The 19,378-nt window shown below is 72.9% G+C and carries 15 protein-coding genes; 5 read left to right on the forward strand and 10 right to left on the reverse strand.

Going from position 1 to position 19,378, the window contains the following annotated elements:
• Window positions 1-8 precede the first annotated feature (8 nt).
• On the forward strand, window positions 9-1,526 hold the full coding sequence (glpK, locus tag ACFY93_RS16860) for a glycerol kinase GlpK (RefSeq protein WP_391358990.1): 1,518 nt from the start codon (window positions 9-11) through the stop codon (window positions 1,524-1,526).
• A gap of 14 nt (window positions 1,527-1,540) precedes the next feature.
• Here the strand turns inward: glpK and secD are convergent, their stop codons facing one another.
• The 4 genes from secD to ACFY93_RS16880 all read right to left on the reverse strand — a co-directional run bounded on the left by secD (window position 1,541) and on the right by ACFY93_RS16880 (window position 6,133).
• Window positions 1,541-3,805: a protein translocase subunit SecD gene (gene secD, locus ACFY93_RS16865; RefSeq protein ID WP_391358993.1), complete on the reverse strand. Its 2,265-nt coding sequence runs from the start codon at window positions 3,803-3,805 to the stop codon at window positions 1,541-1,543.
• Window positions 3,806-3,873: 68 nt separating this feature from the next.
• Window positions 3,874-4,329, reverse strand: a complete 456-nt coding sequence (locus ACFY93_RS16870; RefSeq protein ID WP_391358996.1) for a hypothetical protein — start codon at window positions 4,327-4,329, stop codon at window positions 3,874-3,876.
• Window positions 4,330-4,488: 159 nt separating this feature from the next.
• Window positions 4,489-5,148: a response regulator gene (locus tag ACFY93_RS16875; RefSeq protein WP_391359351.1), complete on the reverse strand. Its 660-nt coding sequence runs from the start codon at window positions 5,146-5,148 to the stop codon at window positions 4,489-4,491.
• A gap of 31 nt (window positions 5,149-5,179) precedes the next feature.
• Window positions 5,180-6,133: a histidine kinase gene (locus ACFY93_RS16880; RefSeq protein ID WP_391359354.1), complete on the reverse strand. Its 954-nt coding sequence runs from the start codon at window positions 6,131-6,133 to the stop codon at window positions 5,180-5,182.
• 310 nt (window positions 6,134-6,443) lie between these two features.
• Between ACFY93_RS16880 and ACFY93_RS16885 the strand changes: the two genes are divergently transcribed.
• Together ACFY93_RS16885 and ACFY93_RS16890 are read left to right on the forward strand one after the other, a co-directional pair.
• The gene (locus ACFY93_RS16885; protein WP_391358998.1) at window positions 6,444-6,770 is read left to right on the forward strand and encodes a TraR/DksA C4-type zinc finger protein; all 327 of its coding nucleotides are present in this window, start codon (window positions 6,444-6,446) and stop codon (window positions 6,768-6,770) included.
• Between the two features lie 176 nt (window positions 6,771-6,946).
• Window positions 6,947-7,318 (forward strand): TraR/DksA C4-type zinc finger protein, encoded by a 372-nt coding sequence (locus tag ACFY93_RS16890; protein ID WP_391359001.1) that lies wholly within the window; start codon window positions 6,947-6,949, stop codon window positions 7,316-7,318.
• Window positions 7,319-7,363: 45 nt separating this feature from the next.
• Here ACFY93_RS16890 and ACFY93_RS16895 read toward each other — a convergent pair whose 3' ends face one another.
• The 5 genes from ACFY93_RS16895 to ACFY93_RS16915 all read right to left on the reverse strand — a co-directional run bounded on the left by ACFY93_RS16895 (window position 7,364) and on the right by ACFY93_RS16915 (window position 13,814).
• The gene (locus tag ACFY93_RS16895) at window positions 7,364-8,686 is read right to left on the reverse strand and encodes a GDSL-type esterase/lipase family protein (protein ID WP_391359004.1); all 1,323 of its coding nucleotides are present in this window, start codon (window positions 8,684-8,686) and stop codon (window positions 7,364-7,366) included.
• A 100-nt stretch (window positions 8,687-8,786) separates the two neighbouring features.
• Window positions 8,787-10,301 (reverse strand): sodium:solute symporter family protein, encoded by a 1,515-nt coding sequence (locus ACFY93_RS16900; RefSeq protein ID WP_391359007.1) that lies wholly within the window; start codon window positions 10,299-10,301, stop codon window positions 8,787-8,789.
• A 99-nt stretch (window positions 10,302-10,400) separates the two neighbouring features.
• A complete protein-coding gene (locus ACFY93_RS16905) occupies window positions 10,401-11,675 on the reverse strand; it encodes an enolase C-terminal domain-like protein (protein WP_391359009.1) in 1,275 nt (424 codons plus the stop codon).
• Complete coding sequence (locus ACFY93_RS16910) at window positions 11,672-12,592, reverse strand: 5-dehydro-4-deoxyglucarate dehydratase (protein ID WP_391359357.1); 921 nt, start codon at window positions 12,590-12,592, stop codon at window positions 11,672-11,674. The genes ACFY93_RS16905 and ACFY93_RS16910 overlap by 4 nt, the downstream gene beginning before the upstream one ends.
• A gap of 466 nt (window positions 12,593-13,058) precedes the next feature.
• Window positions 13,059-13,814: an FCD domain-containing protein gene (locus ACFY93_RS16915; protein ID WP_391359012.1), complete on the reverse strand. Its 756-nt coding sequence runs from the start codon at window positions 13,812-13,814 to the stop codon at window positions 13,059-13,061.
• A gap of 104 nt (window positions 13,815-13,918) precedes the next feature.
• Between ACFY93_RS16915 and ACFY93_RS16920 the strand changes: the two genes are divergently transcribed.
• A complete protein-coding gene (locus ACFY93_RS16920; RefSeq protein WP_391359016.1) occupies window positions 13,919-15,655 on the forward strand; it encodes a dihydroxy-acid dehydratase in 1,737 nt (578 codons plus the stop codon).
• A 45-nt stretch (window positions 15,656-15,700) separates the two neighbouring features.
• Window positions 15,701-16,888 carry a fumarylacetoacetate hydrolase family protein gene (locus ACFY93_RS16925; protein WP_391359019.1) on the forward strand — a complete coding sequence of 396 codons (1,188 nt, stop codon included), beginning with the start codon at window positions 15,701-15,703 and terminating at the stop codon, window positions 16,886-16,888.
• Window positions 16,889-16,995: 107 nt separating this feature from the next.
• Here the strand turns inward: ACFY93_RS16925 and ACFY93_RS16930 are convergent, their stop codons facing one another.
• Window positions 16,996-19,365, reverse strand: coding sequence for a glycoside hydrolase family 3 N-terminal domain-containing protein (locus ACFY93_RS16930; RefSeq protein ID WP_391359022.1), 2,370 nt, complete (start codon window positions 19,363-19,365; stop codon window positions 16,996-16,998).
• Window positions 19,366-19,378 lie beyond the last annotated feature (13 nt).

Below are 19,378 nucleotides of genomic sequence, written 5' to 3' on the forward strand. Positions count from 1 at the left end.
GGCACGCCATGGCGGACTTCGTCGGCGCGGTGGACCAGGGAACCACCAGCACCCGTTTCATGATCTTCGACCACGCCGGGAACGAGGTGGCCAAGCACCAGCTGGAACACGGCCAGATCCTCCCGCGCTCCGGATGGGTCGAGCACGATCCGGTGGAGATCTGGGAGCGCACCAACTCGGTGATGCAGAACGCCCTCCGGCACGGCAACCTGTCCCCGGAGGACCTGGCGGCCATCGGCATCACCAACCAGCGAGAGACGACCGTGGTCTGGGACCCCCGCAACGGCCGCCCCTACTACAACGCCATCGTCTGGCAGGACACCCGCACCGACGCCATCGCGGCCGCCCTGGAGCGCGACGGCAGGGGCGACGTCATCCGCCGCAAGGCCGGACTGCCACCGGCGACGTACTTCTCCGCCGGCAAGATCCAGTGGATCCTGGAGAACGTCGACGGCGTCCGCGAGGCAGCCGAGCGGGGCCACGCCGTCTTCGGCAACACCGACGCCTGGGTCCTGTGGAACCTGACCGGCGGCCCGGACGGCGGCATCCACGCCACCGACGTGACCAACGCCAGCCGCACCATGCTGATGGACCTGGAAACCCTCGACTGGGACGACGAACTGCTCGGGTTCTTCGGCATCCCCCGGTCGATGCTGCCCGCCATCAACCCCTCGTCCCACCGGGAGGCCTACGGGGTGACCCGGACCTCCAGGCCCCTGCGCAGCGCCGTCCCCATCACCGGCGTCCTCGGCGACCAGCAGGCGGCCACCGTCGGCCAGGTCTGCTACTCGCCCGGCGAGGCCAAGAACACCTACGGCACCGGCAACTTCCTGGTCCTCAACACGGGCACCGAACTCGTCCGCTCCCAGCACGGACTGCTCACCACCGTGGCCTACCGGTTCGGTGACAGCCCGGTCGTGTACGCCCTGGAAGGCTCCATCGCCGTCACCGGGTCCGCGGTGCAGTGGCTGCGCGACCAGATGAAGATCATCAGCGACGCTGCCGAGAGCGAGCGCCTGGCCCGCACGGTCGAGGACAACGGCGGCATGTACTTCGTGCCCGCGTTCTCCGGGCTGTTCGCCCCCTACTGGCGGTCCGACGCCCGCGGCGCGATCGTCGGACTCGCCCGCTACAACGACAACGGCCACCTGGCACGGGCCACCCTGGAATCCATCTGCTACCAGAGCCGCGACGTGGTGGAGGCCATGGAGCAGGACTCCGGCGTCCACCTCGACGTCCTCAAGGTCGACGGCGGCGTCACCGCCAACGACCTGTGCATGCAGATCCAGGCCGACGTCCTCGGCGTACCGGTCAGCCGTCCGGTCGTCGCCGAGACCACCGCGCTGGGAGCCGCCTACGCGGCCGGCCTGGCCACCGGCTTCTGGCAGGACACCGACGAACTGCGCACCCACTGGCAGGAGTCCAAGCGCTGGGAACCGGAGTGGTCCGAGGACCGGCGGGCGGAGGGATACGCCGGCTGGAAGAAGGCCGTCGAACGGACCCTGGACTGGGCCGAGGTCGAGTAGGGAGCGGTCCGGCCTCACCTCTTCCCCCCTCGCGCGTGCAGCTCCACCGCGAGGGGGGTCGCGGTGAAGACGGAGGAGTACGTGCCGACGCTCACGCCGATGAGCAGGGCGAGAGCGAAGTCGGTCAGCGAGTCCCCGCCGAGCAGGGTGAGGGCCGCGAGGACGAACAGCGCGCCGATGCCGGTGTTGACCGTACGGGGCACGGTCTGGAGCACGGCGGTGTTGGCGATCCTCGCGAACTCCGCACGGCTGGTGCCCCGCTTCTGGCGTGCGGCGGCGGTGAGTTCCCTGACCCGGTCGAAGACGACGACGGAGTCGTTGACGGAGTAGCCGATGACGGTGAGCAGCGCGGCGAGGAAGAGACCGTCGACGGGCTTGCCCAGCCAGGCGAAGACACCGACGAGGACGACGACGTCGTGGGCCATGGCCACGACGGCCGCGGTGGCCTGGGTCCAGCGGAACCGGACCGCCAGGTAGAGGAGTTGCGCCGCGAGGGCCACCCCGAGCGCGAGGAGCGCGCCCCGGCGGAGCTCGTCGCCGAGACTCGGGCCGATCAGCTCGTCACGGACCTTCTCGGTGGACCCGCCGAGCGCGCCGAGGGCCTCGGACACCCGGGCCTCCTGGGCGGCGGACAGATCCTCGGTGCGCAGGGTCAGGTCGCCGTCCTGGGAGGTGTGCACGACCGCGTGCGGCAGCCCCGCGTCCGCGACGGCCTCCCGCGCGCGGTCGGCGTCGACGGGCACGGCGGTGGTGTACTCGATCATGCGGCCGCCGGTGAACTCCACGCCGAAGTCGAGCCCGCGCAGAGCGATGCCCGAGCCGGCCAGCACGACGGCGGCGCCGGACACCGCGAGCCACCGCCGGTGACGGCGCATGAGCCCGGGCTCACGGGCGGTCAGCCAGGTCCGGACCCGCCCGGCACCCGCGACGCCCGAGAGTCCGGGACGGCTGCGGACGGCGCGGCGGCCGACGGTGAGTTCCGCGAGGGTGCGGGTGACGACCAGGGCGCTGAACATCGACGCGAGGACACCGATCCCGAGGGTGACGCCGAAGCCGCGCACCGGCCCCGACGCGAAGAGGAACAGCAGCCCGGCCGCGATGAGCGTGGTGATGTTGGAGTCGGCGATGGCACTGAACGCCTTGTGGAACCCGGCGGCCAGCCCGCTGCGCACACTGGGCCGCCGCCGCGACGCGAACTCCTCCCGGGCGCGTTCGAAGACCAGCACGTTGGCGTCCACCGCCATGCCGATGGCCAGCACGAAGCCGGCGAGCCCGGGCAGGGTCAGGGTGGCGCCGAGGGCCGCCAGGGCGGCGTACGAGATCAGCGCGTAGCAGGCCAGCGCGAGGGTGGCGAGGGCGCCGAGGAGCCGGTAGACGACGGTGATGAACAGCGCGGTGAGCGCGACACCGATGACGGCGGCCCAGGCGCTGGCGCTGATGGCCTCGGCGCCCAGGGTGGGGCCGACGGTCCGCTGCTCGATCGTCTCGACGGGGACCGGAAGGGCTCCGCCGTTGACCAGCAGTGCCAGCTCGCGCGCCTCCTCCCGCGTGAAGTCGCCGGTGATCTCCGTGCTCCCGCCCGCGATGCCGGCCCGGCACGCCACGTTCGGGGAGACCTGGGGCGAGGAGATGATCTCGTCGTCCAGGACGATCGCGATCCGGCGCGACGGATCGCCCGGGGCCGCGCAGGCGGCCCGGCCGGTCAGGTCGGCCCACTCGCTCCTGCCGGCACCGTCGAAGTCGACCGTGACGAACCAGCCCGCCGCCCTCTCGATGTCCAGGCGGGCCTCGGATCCCTTCACTTCCGCGCCGCTCAGCGCCGAGGGTCCGAGACGCAGGGGCCGGCCGGTCTCGTCGGGCAGGACCCGGCTCCCGGACGGTCCGGAGCCGGTCCCTTCCGAGGCGGCGGGATCCTTCGGCGCCGCCTCCTCCGCCAGAACGGGATGGACGGTGAGCTGGGCGGTGCGGCCAAGGACGTCGGCGGCCTCGCGCGGGTCCTGCACGCCGGGCAGGTCGACGACGATGCGGTTGTCGCCCGACCGGGCGAGCTGGGGTTCGGCGACCCCCAGCGCGTCGACGCGGCGGCGCAGCACCTCCAGGGTGCGGTCGGTGGCCTCCGCGTCGGCGTCCGCGGTGGGCGTGTCACGGGTTTCCAGCACGATCTGCGTACCGCCGCGCAGATCGAGGCCGAGGCGGACGGGCACGGTCGCAGCGATGTGGACGGACAAGGAGAGGACGGCGAGGACGAGCAGGGCTCGCACCCGGGCAGCGCGTGTCACAAGGTGCTCCAGCAGGCAGGTCGGAGGCCGCGCCCGGACATGGCCGCGCGCGGTGGGCAGGGGAGAGGTCAGCTGCCTGGGAGGGAGGGCGGCGCACGCCCCGAGGGCGGTGTGCCGTCCCGGAGGTGCCCCGCGGTGGTGTGCTCCGCCGGGGGAGTGCGGGGGCGGTTGCCCGGGTCCGGAAGACCCGGCGCGGACGCGGGCGTGGCCGGCGGGAGGGGACGGTCCGCCGCGACGGCCCGCGTGAGGTGCGGGCGGGTGGCGCGGTCGTCGGCGTGCGCGTCGTCGGCGGCGGTCGCCCGGTCACGTACCGCGTTGTGCGGCGCCGCCGGCGCGGTCAGGAGAGCGGGGGACGCGGCCGCCCGCGGAAGGGCGGGGGACGCCGGGAGCGCCGGGGCGAGCAGGCTCAGCTGGCACAGGAGGCCGAGCAGGGCGAGCAGCGCGGGGCGGATCCGGCGGACCGGCCCGACCCGTGGCACCCGGCGGCCGGGGCGCGCGGAGGCCACGCCGGTGTACGGGGTCATGCGCGGCCTCCTCGTGACGGTCGGATCCGGGCGCGGGGGCGCGGGGGTGCGGCGCGACGCGGACCGTGTACGGGTGCTCGCGTCGGTCGGGCGGAGGGGCGGGGCGCCCCGCTGGCGGGTGGGCCGGCGGCCCCGCCGCCGTGGCGGGGCCGCCCGCTATCAGGGCTCGATCAGCCCGGCGCGGATCGCGTAGCGGGTGAGCTCCAGCCGGTCACGCAGACCCAGCTTGTGCAGCAGGTTCGCCCGGTGCCGCTGGACCGTCTTGACACTGATGACCAGGGTGTCGGCGATCTCCTTCGACGAGTGCCCCTCCGCGACGAGTTTCAGGACCTCCTCCTCACGTGCCGTCAGGATGCTGTCCGGGACGTCGTCGCCGTTGCGGACCCGGTCGAGGTAGTTGCGGATCAGCGCGGTGACGGCGCCCGGGTAGAGGAACGGCTCCCCGCGCAGAGCCGCGCGGCAGGCCGCGACCAGGTCCCGGTCGGCGACCGACTTCAGGACGTACCCGCAGGCCCCCGCCTTGAGCGCCTGGAAGAAGTACTGCTCGTTGTCGTACATCGTCAGCATCAGGATGCGCAGGCCGGGGTGGAGCTGAGCCAGCTCGCGGGCGGCCTGCAGACCGGTCATCCGGGGCATCGCGACATCGAGGACGGCCAGGTCGACGGGGTGCGCCCGCGCCATCGCGAGGGCCTCGGCACCGTCGCCCGCCTCCGCGACGACCTCGAAGTCGGGCTCGCCCTCGAGAATGAGCCGTACGCCGCGGCGGACCAGCGCGTGGTCGTCGGCCAGGAGAATCCGGGCCTTGGGCGCGTCGGGCATGGTCATGCCTCCTCCTTGGCGGCGGGCACGGTCATACGTCCTCTTCTCTCGTCGGCACGGTCAAGGACACCCGGGTACCGCCGTCCGGGCCGGGACCGACCTCCAGCGTGGCGCCGAGCAGCAGGGTGCGCTCGCGCATCCCGCGGATACCGGCGCCCTCGCGGGCCACCCCGATACCGCGCCCGTCGTCGGCGACCTCGAGGACGACCGCCTCCGGGGTGCTGTAGAGGGCCAGCCGGGCGTGCCCGGCCTCGGCGTGACGGGCGATGTTGGTCAGACTCTCCTGGGCCACGCGGTAGAAGACCAGCTCCGTCTGATGGTCGAGCGCCGGAAGGCCCGCCTCGAAACGGTGGGTGAACCGCAGCCCCGTGTGGGTGGCGAAGTCGGTGCCGAGCGAGGTCAGCGCGGCCACCAGACCCAGATCCTCCAGCACGCCGGGGCGCAGCCGCCGGGCGAGCCGGCGCACCTCGTCCAGGCTCTCCCGGGTGGTCTCCTGGGCCTGGCGCAGATCCTCCTTGAGAGGCTCCGGGGCCTGGTCGGCCGCGCGCTTCAGACCCAGCAGCACCGCGGTCAGACTCTGGCCGACCTCGTCGTGCAGCTCGGCCGCGATGCGGCGCCGCTCGGACTCCTGCGCGGACAGCACCCGGGCGCTGGCCCCGGCGCGTTCGCCCTCCAGCCGGTCGAGCATCGCGTTGAACGTGCGGATCAGTTCGGCGACACCTCCGGTGTCGGACTCCGGAAGGCGCTGACCGGGTCGGAGCAGATCCACGGTGGTCATCATCCGGGTCAGCCGCTCCAGCGGGGCGAGCCCGATGCGCAGGAGCGCGGCGTTGGCGACCAGCATGACGGCCAGACCGCCCACCAGGATGACGGCCTCGGTCAGCACCACCGGCACGGACACGGTCACCGGCGCCCACAGCAGCAGTGCCGTGGCCACGCCGAGCACCACGGCGTTGAGTCCGAAAATCCGCCAGAACAGGGACACAGGGTGCCACGCCTCCTTCGTCGCCACGGTCACCTTCCACTATCGGCCACCGCCGCCGCGCTCCCGTCCCGTGATCGGCGTGCTGGACATGGACCCAGCCTGCCCGGTCGGGGCGGCCCCGGTCGATGGGGGCCGTGCCCCATCCGGACACCGCCGGTGAGCGCCGGGACCGGGGGCCGTACATACCGCGCCCCCGTGGAAATGGGGTCCGCGACCGATGGCCCCGGCCGGACCGGCCGACCAGGCTGGACGTCAGAGGGGAGCCGACGTACCGGCTCCCCTGTCGGCTGAGTGGAAGGACCGCATCGAGATGACCCTGGACACAGCCCGTCCCGGTTCGCGGCCCGAGCGCCCGAGCGCGCACGAGGCTCGTCAGCGCCTGGAGCACGAACGCAACGCCAGGATGGCCCAGTTGAAGGCCGTCGACGACGTAGGCGCCGAGGAGGGCGACCCGCTCGTCGTCTCCCAGCGGAACATCCTGCGCCGCGTGCTGAAGGACGTCGACGCCGCCGTCGCCCGGCTGGACGAGGGAAGCTACGGCACGTGCCAGGGGTGCGCCAGGACCATCCCGGACGAGCGGCTGGAGATCCTGCCCTACGCCCGGTTCTGCGTCGCCTGCCAGCAGCGTGCCGGCTGAGACCGGGGCCGGGGCCGCGGCCGGGGCTGTCCGGAGGGGCCTCGGCGGCCGCCCGCGGGGCTGACGGCCGGGCGACTCCTCCGGCGGCCGACGCGGCGGCGGCCCGTACGGGCCGCCTCAGGCCACGGCGGCGACCGCGACCCCGCTTTCCTTCGCGCCCCAGGGAGGGTGAAGCAGTGAACCACCAGGCCGTCGGCACCGGCGACGCGGGTCTCACCCCCGCCGAGCTCACCACACTGCGTGAGAACCTCGACGAGCAGCGCCAGTTCCGGCTGGAGCAGCTCGCCCAGCTGGGCGGGACCGCACCGCCACGGGCCCAGAGCGTCCGCGAACAGCGGGCCGCCGCCCAGCTGGAGGTGCACATCAAGCTCCTGGCGTCGGCCCGCATGGTCCTGGCCGACGTGGAGGCCGCCCTGGAACGCATGGAGCGAGGCGGCTACGGCATCTGCCACCTGTGCCGACGGCCCATCACCGTGCCGCGGCTGCGCATCGTGCCGCAGGCACGCTACTGCGCCCGCTGCCACCACGTCAGAGAGGCGAACGGATGACGGGCGCTCAGGCTCCGGGGTGATGCCCGCGCCGCGGCAGCCGGCTCACCCGCGGAAGAGGGAGACCGGGACCGCGTCGGCCAGCGCCTTGTACCCGGCAGGGTCGAGGTGGAGGTGGTCACCGGTGTCGTAGGCCGGCAGCAGCCGGCGCGGAGTCTGCGGGTCGCGGACCGCCCGGTCGAAGTCGACGACGGCGTCGAAGCGGCCGCTGCCGCGGATCCACGTGTTCACCGCCTGCCGGGCCGACTCGCGGACGCCGGCCGGGTCGTCGTACGTGTTGCCGCCGAAGGGCGTGAGCGTGGCACCGTAGACGCGGATGCCCTGGGCGCGGGCGCGGGTGACGATCTGCTCGTAGGCACCGATGAGCTCGTCCGTGATCCGCCGCGCGTCCGCCTCGGTCGCGCCGGCCGTGCCGATGTCGTTGACGCCCTCGAAGACGATGAGCCGGTCGACGCCGCTCTGCGCGAGCACGTCGCGGTCCAGCCGGGCCAGGGCGTTGGGGCCCAGCCCGTCCCGCAGGACCCGGTTGCCGCCCGCCGCCTCGTTGACGACCGCGATGCCGGCCGTGCCGGAGCGGGACAGCAGCCGCGTCTGCAACTGGTCAGGCCAGCGGTCGTTGCCGTTGGTCGTGGAACCGCGGCCGTCGCTGAGCGAGTCGCCGAGGACGACGGTCGCCGAGGTGCTCGGCTTCGACCACACCTCTAGGCCGCTGAGGAAGTACCAGTGGTCGGCGGTCGTGGCACCGGGCAGGTCGGTGTCGTCCAGATGGTCGCCGGCGAGCATGTACGACGTCGTACGGGACCCCGGGTGGGAGGTGACGGAGGTGGAGGCCTGGCCCGCGGCGAGGTAGAGCGTCACCGTGAGATCGGTTCCCGGCCGCACGTCGAGGTCCAGCGGGTCGCTGACGGCCTGGGCACCCTGCGGGATGTCGAATTTCGTCTTCCCGCCGAACGTCACCCGCCGGGCGCTGCCGGGCACGATCGAGCCGACGCCCGCCTTGCCTCCCGCAGGCCGCGCCACGGAGACGGCGGTGACGGGCAGGTCGGTGCCGCCGAAGACGTTGGAGAAGCGCAGCCGCACGCGCTGCCCGCCCACTCCGACGTGCACGGTCTGCCGCAGCGTGGCGTTGTCGAACACGCCGTCGGGCCGGGTGAAGGGCGCCGGCGGCATGTTGCCCGGCTCGGTCAGCTGGGGCATGGACGCCCAGGTGTCCACCCAGTGCCCGCCGGATCTGTGCGCGGCGACGGTCTGCGCGGTGGTGGATCCGCCGCTTCCCGGGTCGTGGGCGCCGGGTGCCTGGTACAGGGTCAAACCTGCCGTGACGGCGGCCGCCGCGACGGCGCTCACCAGCGACGATGCTCGCTTCATGAGAAGGTGCCTCCCTCTGCGTGGGTGCGGTGCTACGTGGGCGTGCGGGACTCCGGGAACGACCGGCCGTGCCTCGGGCCTGCTCGGCGACGGCCGTGCCTCAGGCTTGCTCGGCGACCGGCTGCGCGGTCGCCGCGGCGGGGCCGGGCTCCGGTCCGGAGACCGCGGCGACGACGGCGTCCGCCTCGGCGTCCGGTTCCGGCAGGACCAGGCCGAGCAGGGTGTAGACGGCGAGCGAGGTGACCAGCGGGGTGACGACCACGGTGGTCTGGGAGGCCCCGTCCAGGCCGTACTTGACGAGGAAGTAGCCGCCGAGTCCGAGCGCCCAGGACGCAAGGGCCGCGCGGGGCCCGCAGCGGCGGAAGGCCGGCAGCAGCCCGAGCAGCATCGGGATGGAGATCGGGCCCATGACGGCCGCCACCATGCCGACGATGATGCCCAGGACTCCGCCGAAGTGATCGGCCTCGATGGCCACGACCATGGAACCGGCGATGAAGACGACCGTGAACACCCGGCCCGCCAGCAGGCCGCGCTCGGCGCTCGCCTCACGGAAGCCGGGCACGAGAGCGGGCAGGATGTCCCGCGTGACCACCGCCGAGACGGCGTTCGCGTCGGAGGACGCCATGGCCATGGTGTGCGAGAACATCCCGGCCAGGGTCAGACCCACCAGCCCCATCGGCAGATACGACTGTGCCATCAGGGCGTAGGTCTGCTGCGGGTCGGCGACGTGCGGCATCAGCACCGGAGCGGCCACCGCGGGAAGCAGCAGCACCGCGGGCCAGACGAGGTAGAGGGAGGCCGACAGGACGGCCGAACGCCGGGCGGACTTCGGGGAGTCGGTGGCCATGTAGCGCTGGGCCAGATTCCACATGCCGCCGTTGTACTCGAACAGCTTCACGACGACGTACGCGGTGAGGAAGCCGGCCGTGTACGGGCCGACGAGGGGGTCGGTGTGCCCCTCCGGGAGCCGGTCCCACAGCGTGCCCAGGCCGGAGACGCCGCCGAGCCGGTCGAGGACCACCCACATCATCGACAGCGCGGCCACGCCCTGGATGATGAACTGCCCGAACTCGGTGAGCGCGTCGGCCCACAGCCCGCCGACCGTGCAGTAGGCGAGGGTGATGACGCCGGTCAGCAGGATGCCGTTGGTCATCGACATGCCGGTGAAGACCTTGAGCAGCACCGCGACCGAGGCCCACTTGGCGGCCACGTCGAAGACCTTGAGCAGGGCGCCGCTCCAGGCCAGTGCCTGCTGGGTGGGGACGTTGTAGCGCCGTGCCAGGTACTCCAGCGGGGAGGCGACCTGGTAGCGCTCGCGCAGCCGGTTCCACCGGGGCGCGAAGAGGAAGGCGCCGACGCCTGTGCCCAGGGCGAGCGGCAGGAAGGCCCACACGTAGACGGTGATGCCGTAGTCGTAGGCGACCGCCGCGTAGGCGACGAACACGGCGGCGCTGTATCCGGACATGTGGTGCGAGATGCCGGTCAGCCACCAGGGCATCTTGCCGCCGCCGGTGAAGTAGTCGGAGACGTCGTTGACACGCCGGTGCGACCACACGCCGATGAGCAGCATCACCAGGAAGTAGGCGCCGACGGCGCCCCAGTCGAGCCAGTGCATGGGAGGACCTTCTTGTCGTGAGGACGGCTGGGGGACACGCGCGTGCGGGAGCGGGGTGGGGCGGGGCAGGGCAGGGAGGGGCGGAGGAGCCGCCCGGCGTCACCAGCGCGGTGACTTCTTCTCGTACGACGGGTCGAGCCGGCGCATGTATCCGGTGTCGTCCCGGTTGCGCAGGCCGCAGCGCTGGTACTGCTCGTGCAGCCGGGCCAGCGCGTCACGGTCCAGTTCGACGCCGAGGCCCGGGGTGCGGGGGACGGCGACCGAGCCGTCGCGGAAGCCGAGCGTGCCGGGGACGACGACGTCCTCGGCCGGGTCCTTCCACGGCCAGTGCGTGTCACAGGCGTAGGTGAGGTTCTCGGTGGCGGACGCCAGGTGCGTCATCGCGGCCAGGCTGATGCCGAGATGCGAGTTGGAGTGCATGGACAGGCTCATGTCGAAGGTGGCGCAGATCCCGGCGAGCAGCTTGGAGCGGTGCAGGCCGCCCCAGTAGTGGTGGTCGGAGAGGACGACCCCCACCGCGTCGTTGCGCACCGCGGAGGGCAGTTCGTCGAAGGCGACCACGCACATGTTGGTGGCCAGCGGCATCGCGGCCTCGCGCGCCACCCGGGCCATGCCCTCCTGGCCGGGGGTCGGATCCTCCAGGTACTCCAGGACGCCTTCCAGGTCGCGGGCCACCTTCAGCGAGGTCTCCACGGTCCAGGCGGCGTTGGGATCCAGGCGCAGCGGGACGCCGGGGAACGTCTCGCGCAGCGCGAGGATCGCCTCGACCTCCTGCTCGGGAGGCATCACCCCGCCCTTCAGCTTGACGGCGGTGAAGCCGTACTCCGTCACCATCCGGCGGGCCTGCGCCACGATGCCGTCCGGGTCCAGGGCGGGCCCCCAGCCGTCGGGCTCGTGCCCCGGGTGCCCGGCCCACTTGTAGAACAGGTAGGCGCTGAAGGGCACACGGTCGCGGACGGCGCCGCCGAGCAGGTCGCTGACGGGGCGGCCGGCGGCGCGGCCCTGGATGTCCAGGCAGGCCACCTCGAACGGGGAGAAGACGCGGTCGACCGTGCTGCTGGTGGTGATCATGCCCGTCAGGCCGTGACCGTCGGCCCCGCGGTCGTCGCCGGTCACGGCGGCGACGCGGCCGCGCATCGGACCGAGGGAGTGGACGTCCATGCCGGTGATCGCGTCGGCCGCCGCGCGCAGCCTGCGCAGATGGCCCTCGTCGGCGTAGGTCTCGCCCAGTCCGGCGATGCCCTGATCGGTCGTCACCTCGACGACGGCGCGCAGTGCGTAGGGCTCGTGGACGCCGACGGCGTTGAGGAGCGCGGGGTCCCTGAACGCCACCGGGGTGATGTCGACGCGGGTGATCCGCAGGTTGTCGCTCACCGGACCGTGGCACCCTTCGCGATGATCTCCCGCAGTTCCGCGAGATGCTCCGGTGCCGGGTCGGTCAGGGGCGGCCGGACGCCGCCGACGTCGAGCCCCCGCAGCCGTACGGCCGCCTTGACCAGCGCGACCGAGTAGCCGGGCACGCGCTTGCGCAGCGCGATCAGCGGGTCGAAGAAGCCGGCCAGCAGACTCCGGGCCGTGTCGTCGTCGCCGCTCGTCACGGCCCGGTGGAAGGCGAGCGCCGTCTCGGGCGCGAAGCAGAACGCGGCCGAGGAGTAGAGGTCCACGCCGATGTCCCGGTAGGCGAGCTGGGTTCCCTCGGCGGTGGGCATGCCGTTGAAGAACTGGAAGTCCCGGCCGCCGGTGGCGGGGTCCGCGCGGACCGCCGTCACGATGCGGGCCAGCAGGTCCAGGTCGCCGGTGCCGTCCTTGAAGCCCACCACCTGGGGGAGCCGGGCGACCTCCAGGGCCGTGGGGACGTCGAAGAGGGCCGTTCCCCGCTGGTAGACGATCGCGGGCAGCGAACCGGCGGCGAGGACCTCGCGCACGTAGGCGGCCAGTCCTGCCGGCGGTCCCGCCACCAGGTACGGCGGCATCAGCAGCAGCCCGTCCGCACCGGCCTCCTCGGCGGCCCGCGCGTACTCCCGCGCCAGGGGCAGCGAGCCGCCCGCACCCGCGAACACCGGCACGCGGCCGTCCACCACCCGCACCGCCGTGCGCACCACCGAGGCGAACTCCCGCAAGCCGAGCGCGTGGAACTCCCCGGTGCCGCAGGCCACGAACACGCCGCCCGCACCGGCCCCGACCCCCGAGGCCACATGCTCCGAAAGTTTCGATAGATCGACCGAACCATCTGGGGCGAACGGCGTCACCGGAAAGAAGAGAATGCCCTCAAGCACACGAACCCCACTCAGTGAAGATCACATCTATGAACGACCGTCATGAATACGAATGACTCGGGGGAATCTATGGGTGGCCGTCGACCGGGTCAAGGCGTGTGCAGAGGCTTTTTCGGTCCCCTGGCCGGGGTGAGGGCCGGCCGGCGGTCGGGTCGGATCGTCCATCGCGGGCTTCGTGATCGACCGATCTGACATCGAAAGTTTCGAAGGTTCAGGGTGATCCCGGTCGCCCGGCGTCGGCACCGGTGGGTGTGCGGGCGGCGCGAAAAGGCGCCTGGCCGGTCGTGGGACCAGGTCAGGCGCCTCGGGTCGGCTTCTCGGGCTCAGTGCTCGCGTATCCCCGTAGGCCGGGCTCGGGACTCGGGGCGTCCGGAAGCACCCGGCGTCTTCGGAAGCACCCGGCGTCTTCGGGTGAGCGTGACGCCCGGAGGTGCGTGCTCCGCCAGGAGTGCGGACCCCCGGGGTGACGGGGCACGTCAGGTCATACGGCGCCGTCCGCGGCGCCTCCCGGTCTTCCGGGTGACTGGGTGATGTCCTTCTCCGCGGCTTCGATGACGGCCAGTACGGCGGCCGCCGCGGCCGCGGCGTCGCGGGCCTCGACGGCTCGCACGACGGCACGGTGACCGGGCAGCGAGGCTTCCACCGCGCCGGGCGTCTGCGTGCTGACGAGGAAGCTGTGTTCCAGGGCGATGTCCACGGCGCGGCCCAGCGAGCCGAGGAGGCGGTTGCCACTGGCGTCGAGCAGGGCCCGGTGGAAGGCGATGTCGGCCTCGACATAGCCGCTCCGGCCGGGCGCCGCCGCCGCTGCCTCCATGGCCGCCAGGGAGTCGTACAGGACGCGTACGTCGTCGGGGCCGGCCCGGAGTGCGGCGAGCCGGGCGGCCTCGGGCTCGACGATCCGGCGCAGCTCCCCCGTGTCGCGCAGCAGGGCCGTGGCGTCCTGGGCCTGTTTCCACCGCAGTACGTCGCGGTCCAGGTGGTTCCAGTGCTCCGGGGGCAGCACGCGCGTGCCGGTGCGCGGGCGCACGTGCAGCATCCCCTTGGCCACCAGAGCCTTGACCGCTTCCCGCACCACCCCGCGGCTGACACCGATCTCGCCCGCGAGCGCGTCCTCGACCGGAAGCGGATCACCCGGCTCCCACGCGCCGCCCACGATGCGCCGCCCGAGCTCGTCGACCACGCGCTGGTGCGTGGTGAGGAAATGCGCCACGATCTCTGCCCGCCCCCTGGACGCCATTCATCGAATCATTCAATGATTGGGGTACAGGGTACGGCCTACGGGTTCTCACCTGAACGCCCCTCGCGCGCAGCGGACGACACCACAGCCACGGGAGTGACCGCATGACCGATGGTCGGAAGACGAACCGGCGCAGCCAGGCCTGGTTCGGCGCACAGGGCCGCAGCGGCATGCTGTACCGCTCCTGGATGCGCAACCAGGGGTTCGGGCACGAGGTGTTCGACGGGCGTCCCGTCATCGGCATCGCGACCAGCGCCTCCGAACTCGCCCCGTGCAACGCCCACCTGACGGAGGTCGCCGAAGCGGTCAAGCGCGGCGTGTGGCAGGCGGGCGGCTTCCCGCTCCGGTTCCCCACCATGGCCACCGGCGAGACCCTGATGCGGCCCACCGCCATGCTGTACCGCAACCTCATGGCCATGGAGGTCGAGGAGCTGATCCGCGCCAACCCGCTCGACGGCGTCGTGCTCCTGTCCGGCTGCGACAAGACCACCCCCGCCATGCTCATGGGCGCCGCCAGCGTCGACCTGCCCGCCGTCATGGTCACCGGCGGGCCCATGCTCAACGGCAAGTACCGGGGCAAGGACGTCGGATCCGGCACCCACGTGTGGAAGTTCGAGGAGGATCTGAAGACCGGCCGGATGACCGAGGAGGAGTGCGTCTTCGCGGAAGGATGCATGGCCCGCTCCCGCGGGCACTGCATGACCATGGGGACCGCCTCGACGATGGCCTGCATGGCCGAGGCACTCGGCATGCAACTGCCGGGCTCGGCGGCCTGGCCCGCCGTCGACTCCCGCCGCATGGAGACCGCGCAGGCGGCGGGGCAGCGCATCGTGACGATGGTGGAGGAGGAACTGCGCCCCTCGCGGATCCTCACCCGGGAGGCGTTCGAGAACGCGGTCCGGGTCAACGCGGCCATCGGCGGCTCCACCAACGCCCTCATCCACCTCACCGCCCTCGCCGGACGCGTCGGCGTCGAACTGGACCTCGGCGACTTCGACGAACTGGCCCGCGCGGTGCCGACCCTGGTCAACCTCATGCCCAGCGGCACGTACCTCATGGAGGACTTCTGCTACGCGGGCGGCCTGCCCGCCGTCCTCGCCGAACTGCTCGGCGGCGGGCTGCTGCACGGCGAACCGATCACGGTCACCGGCCGCACCGTCGCCGAGAACACCGCGAGCGCCGAACGCGTCGACTCCGACGTCATCACCCCCCTCGGCACGCCCTTCCGGCCGGCCGGCACCGGCATCGCCGTCCTGCGCGGCAACCTGTGCCCCGACGGCGCCGTGATCAAGCAGTCCGCCGCGTCCCCGCACCTGCTCACCCACCGCGGCCCCGCCCGCGTCTTCGACTCCCCGGAGGCCTACCACGAGGTGGCCGACGACCCCGGCCTCGACGTCGACGAGAACACCGTCATCGTCATCCGCAACGCCGGCCCCAAGGGCTACCCCGGTATGCCCGAGGTCTCCAACGTCCCCCTGCCCGCCAAGCTGCTGAAGGCCGGCGTCACCGACATGGTGCGCGTCTGCGACGGCCGGATGAGCGGCACCGGCTACGGCACCGTGGTCCTGCACGTGGCACCCGAGGCCGCCGTGGGCGGACCCCTCGCCCTGGTCCGCGACGGCGACCCCGTCGTCCTCGACGTCCCGAACCGCGTCCTGCGCCTCGACGTGGACGACGCCGAGCTCACCCGGCGCCGGAAGACGTGGAGGGCACCCGCCGAGCGCTACACCGGCGGCTACACCTGGCTCTACACCCAGAACGTGGAACAGGCCGACCGGGGCGCCGACTTCGGGTTCCTGCGCGGAAGCCGTGGACACGAGGTCCCCCGCGACTCCCACTGAGACCCCGCCGGGCGACCGCACCCCCGAACCAGGAGAGCATCGATCGTGCAATCGGCAGCAGCGCGCCCCCGTCCGGTCCTCACCACCGGCTCCGTCCTGCCGGAGGACGCCGACCGCGCCACCCTCGTCGCACGCGTCCACGTACCCGAATGGCAGGGCCCGTGTGTGGCCGCGGTCCGCGGCGAGCACGTCGTCGACCTGACGGCCGTCGCTCCCACCGTCTCCGACCTCATGGAACGCGACGACGCGGCGGCAGTCGTCCGCGAGGCCGGCGGAGGACACGTCTGGCGCCTGGACGAGCTGCTCGCGGCACCGGCCGGCCGCCGTGACGTGCCCCGTCTGCTCGCCCCCGTCGACCTCCAGGTGATCAAGGCCGCGGGCGTCACCTTCGCCCGGAGCCTGCTGGAACGTGTCATCGAGGAACGCACGGGCGGCGACCCGGCGCAGGCCGCACGGGTACGGGCCCGCGTCGGACGGGTGGTGGGCGGCGCGCTCGACGGCATCCGCCCCGGATCGCCCGAGGCGGACCGGGCCAAGGAGCTGCTCGTCGCCGAAGGACTGTGGTCGCAGTACCTCGAGGTCGGCATCGGGCCGGACCCGGAAGTCTTCACCAAGGCCCCGGTACTGTCCGCGGTCGGCACCGGCGCCGACATCGGAGTGCTCGGCGCCTCCGTGTGGAACAACCCCGAACCCGAGGTCGTCCTCGTCGTGGACTCACACGGCCGGGTACGCGGCGCGACACTCGGCAACGACGTCAACCTCCGTGACATCGAGGGACGCAGCGCCCTGCTGCTGTCCCGGGCGAAGGACAACAACGCCTCCTGCGCCATCGGCCCGTTCATCCGCCTGTTCGACGACGGCTTCGACCTCGGCACCGTCCGCGGACTCGACGTCGGTCTGCGCGTCGACGGCCCGGACGGCTACGTCCTGCACGGCAGCAGTTCCCTGCGCGAGATCAGCCGCGACGTACTGGACCTGGTGGCGGCCACGCACGGCCCGCACCATCAGTACCCCGACGGCTTCGTGCTGTTCACCGGCACCCTGTTCGCCCCCACCGAGGACCGGCAGGCACCGGGCGCGGGCTTCACCCACGAGTACGGCGACGTCGTGCGCATCTCCAGCCCGCGACTCGGCGCTCTGGTCAACACCGTCGTCCCCAGCGAGCAGGCCGCGCCGTGGACGTTCGGCGTGGGAGCGCTGATGCGCAACCTCGCCCGGCGCGGCCTGCTCTGACGCAGCGGGCTCCGGTAGCACGGGCCCGGTAGGACGGGCTTTGACGCAGCGGCTGGTTGGACGGGCTCTGATCGGACGGGCTCCGAGGGGGCGGGGACCCGCCCGGTTCACGCCCGGGCGACGGGCTCCTGCACGACCGTGGCGTGCAGGCGCCGCGTGTGGTCCACATGGCGCTCGGCCCCGGTCAGCGTGACCTCGGCCGTCAGGCGCGGATCCGCGCTGGACGCGGCCAGCCGCAGTTCCAGCGCGCCCGGTTCGACCACACGCCGGCCGTCGCGTCCGGTGAAGGAGGCCAGGTCGGCCGGGACGGTGACCCGCATCCGCCGGGCCTCGCCCGGCTCCAGGCCGACCCGCGCGTAGGCGACGAGGCGCTGCACCGGCTGGACGACGGAAGCGACCGGGTCGTGCAGATACAGCTGGACGACCTCGGTCCCGGGCCGTCCGCCCGTGTTGCGCACGGTGAACGCGAGGGCGAACTCGCCGTCCGTCGGCGCCTCCCGGACGTCCACCGTCAGGTCCGTCCACTCGAACCGCGTATAGGAAAGGCCGTGACCGAAGGCGAACGCCGGTGTCGGGTCGATGTTGGACACCTCGCCGGCGTGGGCGAGCCTCGCTCCGAGGTAGGTGGCCGGCTGGGCGCCCGGCCCACGCGGCACACTGACGGGGAGACGTCCGGAGGGTTCGGTACGGCCGCTGAGCACCCCGGCGATCGCGTGCGTGCCCTCCTGGCCCGGGAAGAAGGCCTGCACGACCGCGGCGGACTCCTCCACGGCGCGTCCGAGGGCGTACGGCCGCCCCGCGAGCAGCACGGTGACCACCGGTGTCTCCCCGTCGAGCAGGGCGTCGAGCAGGTGCTGCTGCGCCCCGGGCAGTGCCAGCGTCCCGGCGTCGCACCCCTCGCCGCTGGTGCCCCGCCCGAAGAGCCCGGCACGGTCGCCGAGCACCACCACGGCGACGTCGGCCTCGCGTGCCGTCCGGACGGCCTCGGGGATGCCGGAGAGATCACCGTCGTCGATCCCGGTGCCGCGGACGACCGTGATCTCGGCGTCGGGGAACTCGGCGGCCAGCGTGTCGCGCAGCGTGGGCAGCCCGATGCCGAGCGGGGTCCCGGGATGGCGGACGCCGATGTGCTGGGGAAAGGAGTAGCAGCCCAGTACGGCGACGGGCTCGTCGGCGTTGGGACCGACCAGGGCGATCCGGCGCGGCCGCTCCAGCGGCAGGGTGCCGTCGTTGCTCAGCAGCACGACCGCCTTCTCGGCGATCGTGCGGGCCAGCGCGCGGTTCTCCGGACCGTCCAGGTCGATCCGGCCGCGCAGAGCGGCGGGGTCGTCCGGGTCCGCCCCGTCGAGCGCGGCCGGAACGGGGCTCCAGTCCGGGTCGAGCAGGCCGAGCGCCGCCTTCTGGGTGAGGACCCGGCGCACGGCGCGGTCGACCAGCGCCTCCGGTACGCGGCCGTCGGCCACGGCCGCGGCCAGGGGCGCGCCGTACGTCTTGACGTTGGGCAGTTCGACGTCGACGCCCGCCCGCAGCGCCGCGCCGGCGGCGTCCGCCCAGTCGCCCGCGACCCCGTGCAGCGTCTTCAGGAAGGCGATGGCGAAGTAGTCGGCGACGACGGTGCCGTCGAAGCCCCACGTGTCCCGCAGCAGCCCGGTGAGCAGTTCCTCGTCGGACGCGGAGGGCATGCCGTCGGTGTCGGTGTAGGCGTTCATCACCGACCGGGCGCCGCCCTCGCGGACCGCCATCTCGAACGGGGGCAGCAGCACGTCGGCGCGCTCCCGCGGACCCACGGAGGCAGGGGCGAGATTGCGCCCGGCGCGGGAGGCCGAGTAGCCGACGAAGTGCTTCAGGGTGGCGACGATCCCGGCGGACTCCAGGCCCCGCACATAGGCGGTGGCGATGGTGCCGACCAGATAGGGGTCCTCGCCGATGGTCTCCTCGACCCGGCCCCAGCGGGCGTCACGCACCACGTCCAGGACGGGCGCGAGCCCTTGGTGGACGCCGACGGCCCGCATGTCGCGGCCGATGGCGGCGGCCATCCGCCGCACCGTGTCCGGGTCGAAGGCGGCACCCCACGACAGCGGAACCGGGTAGGCCGTCGCCCCCCAGGCGGCGAACCCGGCCAGGCACTCGTCATGCGCGAGCGCGGGGATGCCGAACCGGTTCGTCGCGGCGATACGGGTCTGGGTGCGGGCCAGCGAGAGCGCCCCCAGGGCGGGGTCGACCGGGACCGTGCCGAAGGGCCGGGTCAACTGGCCCAGCCCGGTGGGCAGCAGCGCGTCGAGATCGACGGGCTCCTCCATCTCGTGCTGGTGGGGGGCCACTTCACCGCCCTGGTCGGAGGCGCCCACCCACACCCCGTAGAGCTGGGCGGTCTTCTCCTCGAGGGTCATCGCCCCGATCAGGGCGTCGACTCTCGCGGCGACGGGAACGGTGGGATCGTTCCAGGGGGACATGTCGGGGGTGTTCCGCACAGCCATGTCGGCGTTCACT

The organism is Streptomyces sp. NPDC008313 (assembly GCF_042956125.1).
Taxonomy (GTDB): domain Bacteria; phylum Actinomycetota; class Actinomycetes; order Streptomycetales; family Streptomycetaceae; genus Streptomyces.

What these genes read in the sequence shown, in the direction of transcription:
- glpK (WP_391358990.1), top strand. Translation starts at nt 9, where the DNA reads ATGGCGGACTTCGTCGGCGCGGTGGACCAGGGAACCACCAGCACCCGT.
- ACFY93_RS16870 (WP_391358996.1), bottom strand. Translation starts at nt 4,329, where the DNA reads ATGACCCCGTACACCGGCGTGGCCTCCGCGCGCCCCGGCCGCCGGGTG.
- ACFY93_RS16875 (WP_391359351.1), bottom strand. Translation starts at nt 5,148, where the DNA reads ATGCCCGACGCGCCCAAGGCCCGGATTCTCCTGGCCGACGACCACGCG.
- ACFY93_RS16885 (WP_391358998.1), top strand. Translation starts at nt 6,444, where the DNA reads ATGACCCTGGACACAGCCCGTCCCGGTTCGCGGCCCGAGCGCCCGAGC.
- ACFY93_RS16895 (WP_391359004.1), bottom strand. Translation starts at nt 8,686, where the DNA reads ATGAAGCGAGCATCGTCGCTGGTGAGCGCCGTCGCGGCGGCCGCCGTC.
- ACFY93_RS16900 (WP_391359007.1), bottom strand. Translation starts at nt 10,301, where the DNA reads ATGCACTGGCTCGACTGGGGCGCCGTCGGCGCCTACTTCCTGGTGATG.
- ACFY93_RS16915 (WP_391359012.1), bottom strand. Translation starts at nt 13,814, where the DNA reads ATGGCGTCCAGGGGGCGGGCAGAGATCGTGGCGCATTTCCTCACCACG.
- ACFY93_RS16920 (WP_391359016.1), top strand. Translation starts at nt 13,919, where the DNA reads ATGACCGATGGTCGGAAGACGAACCGGCGCAGCCAGGCCTGGTTCGGC.
- ACFY93_RS16930 (WP_391359022.1), bottom strand. Translation starts at nt 19,365, where the DNA reads ATGGCTGTGCGGAACACCCCCGACATGTCCCCCTGGAACGATCCCACC.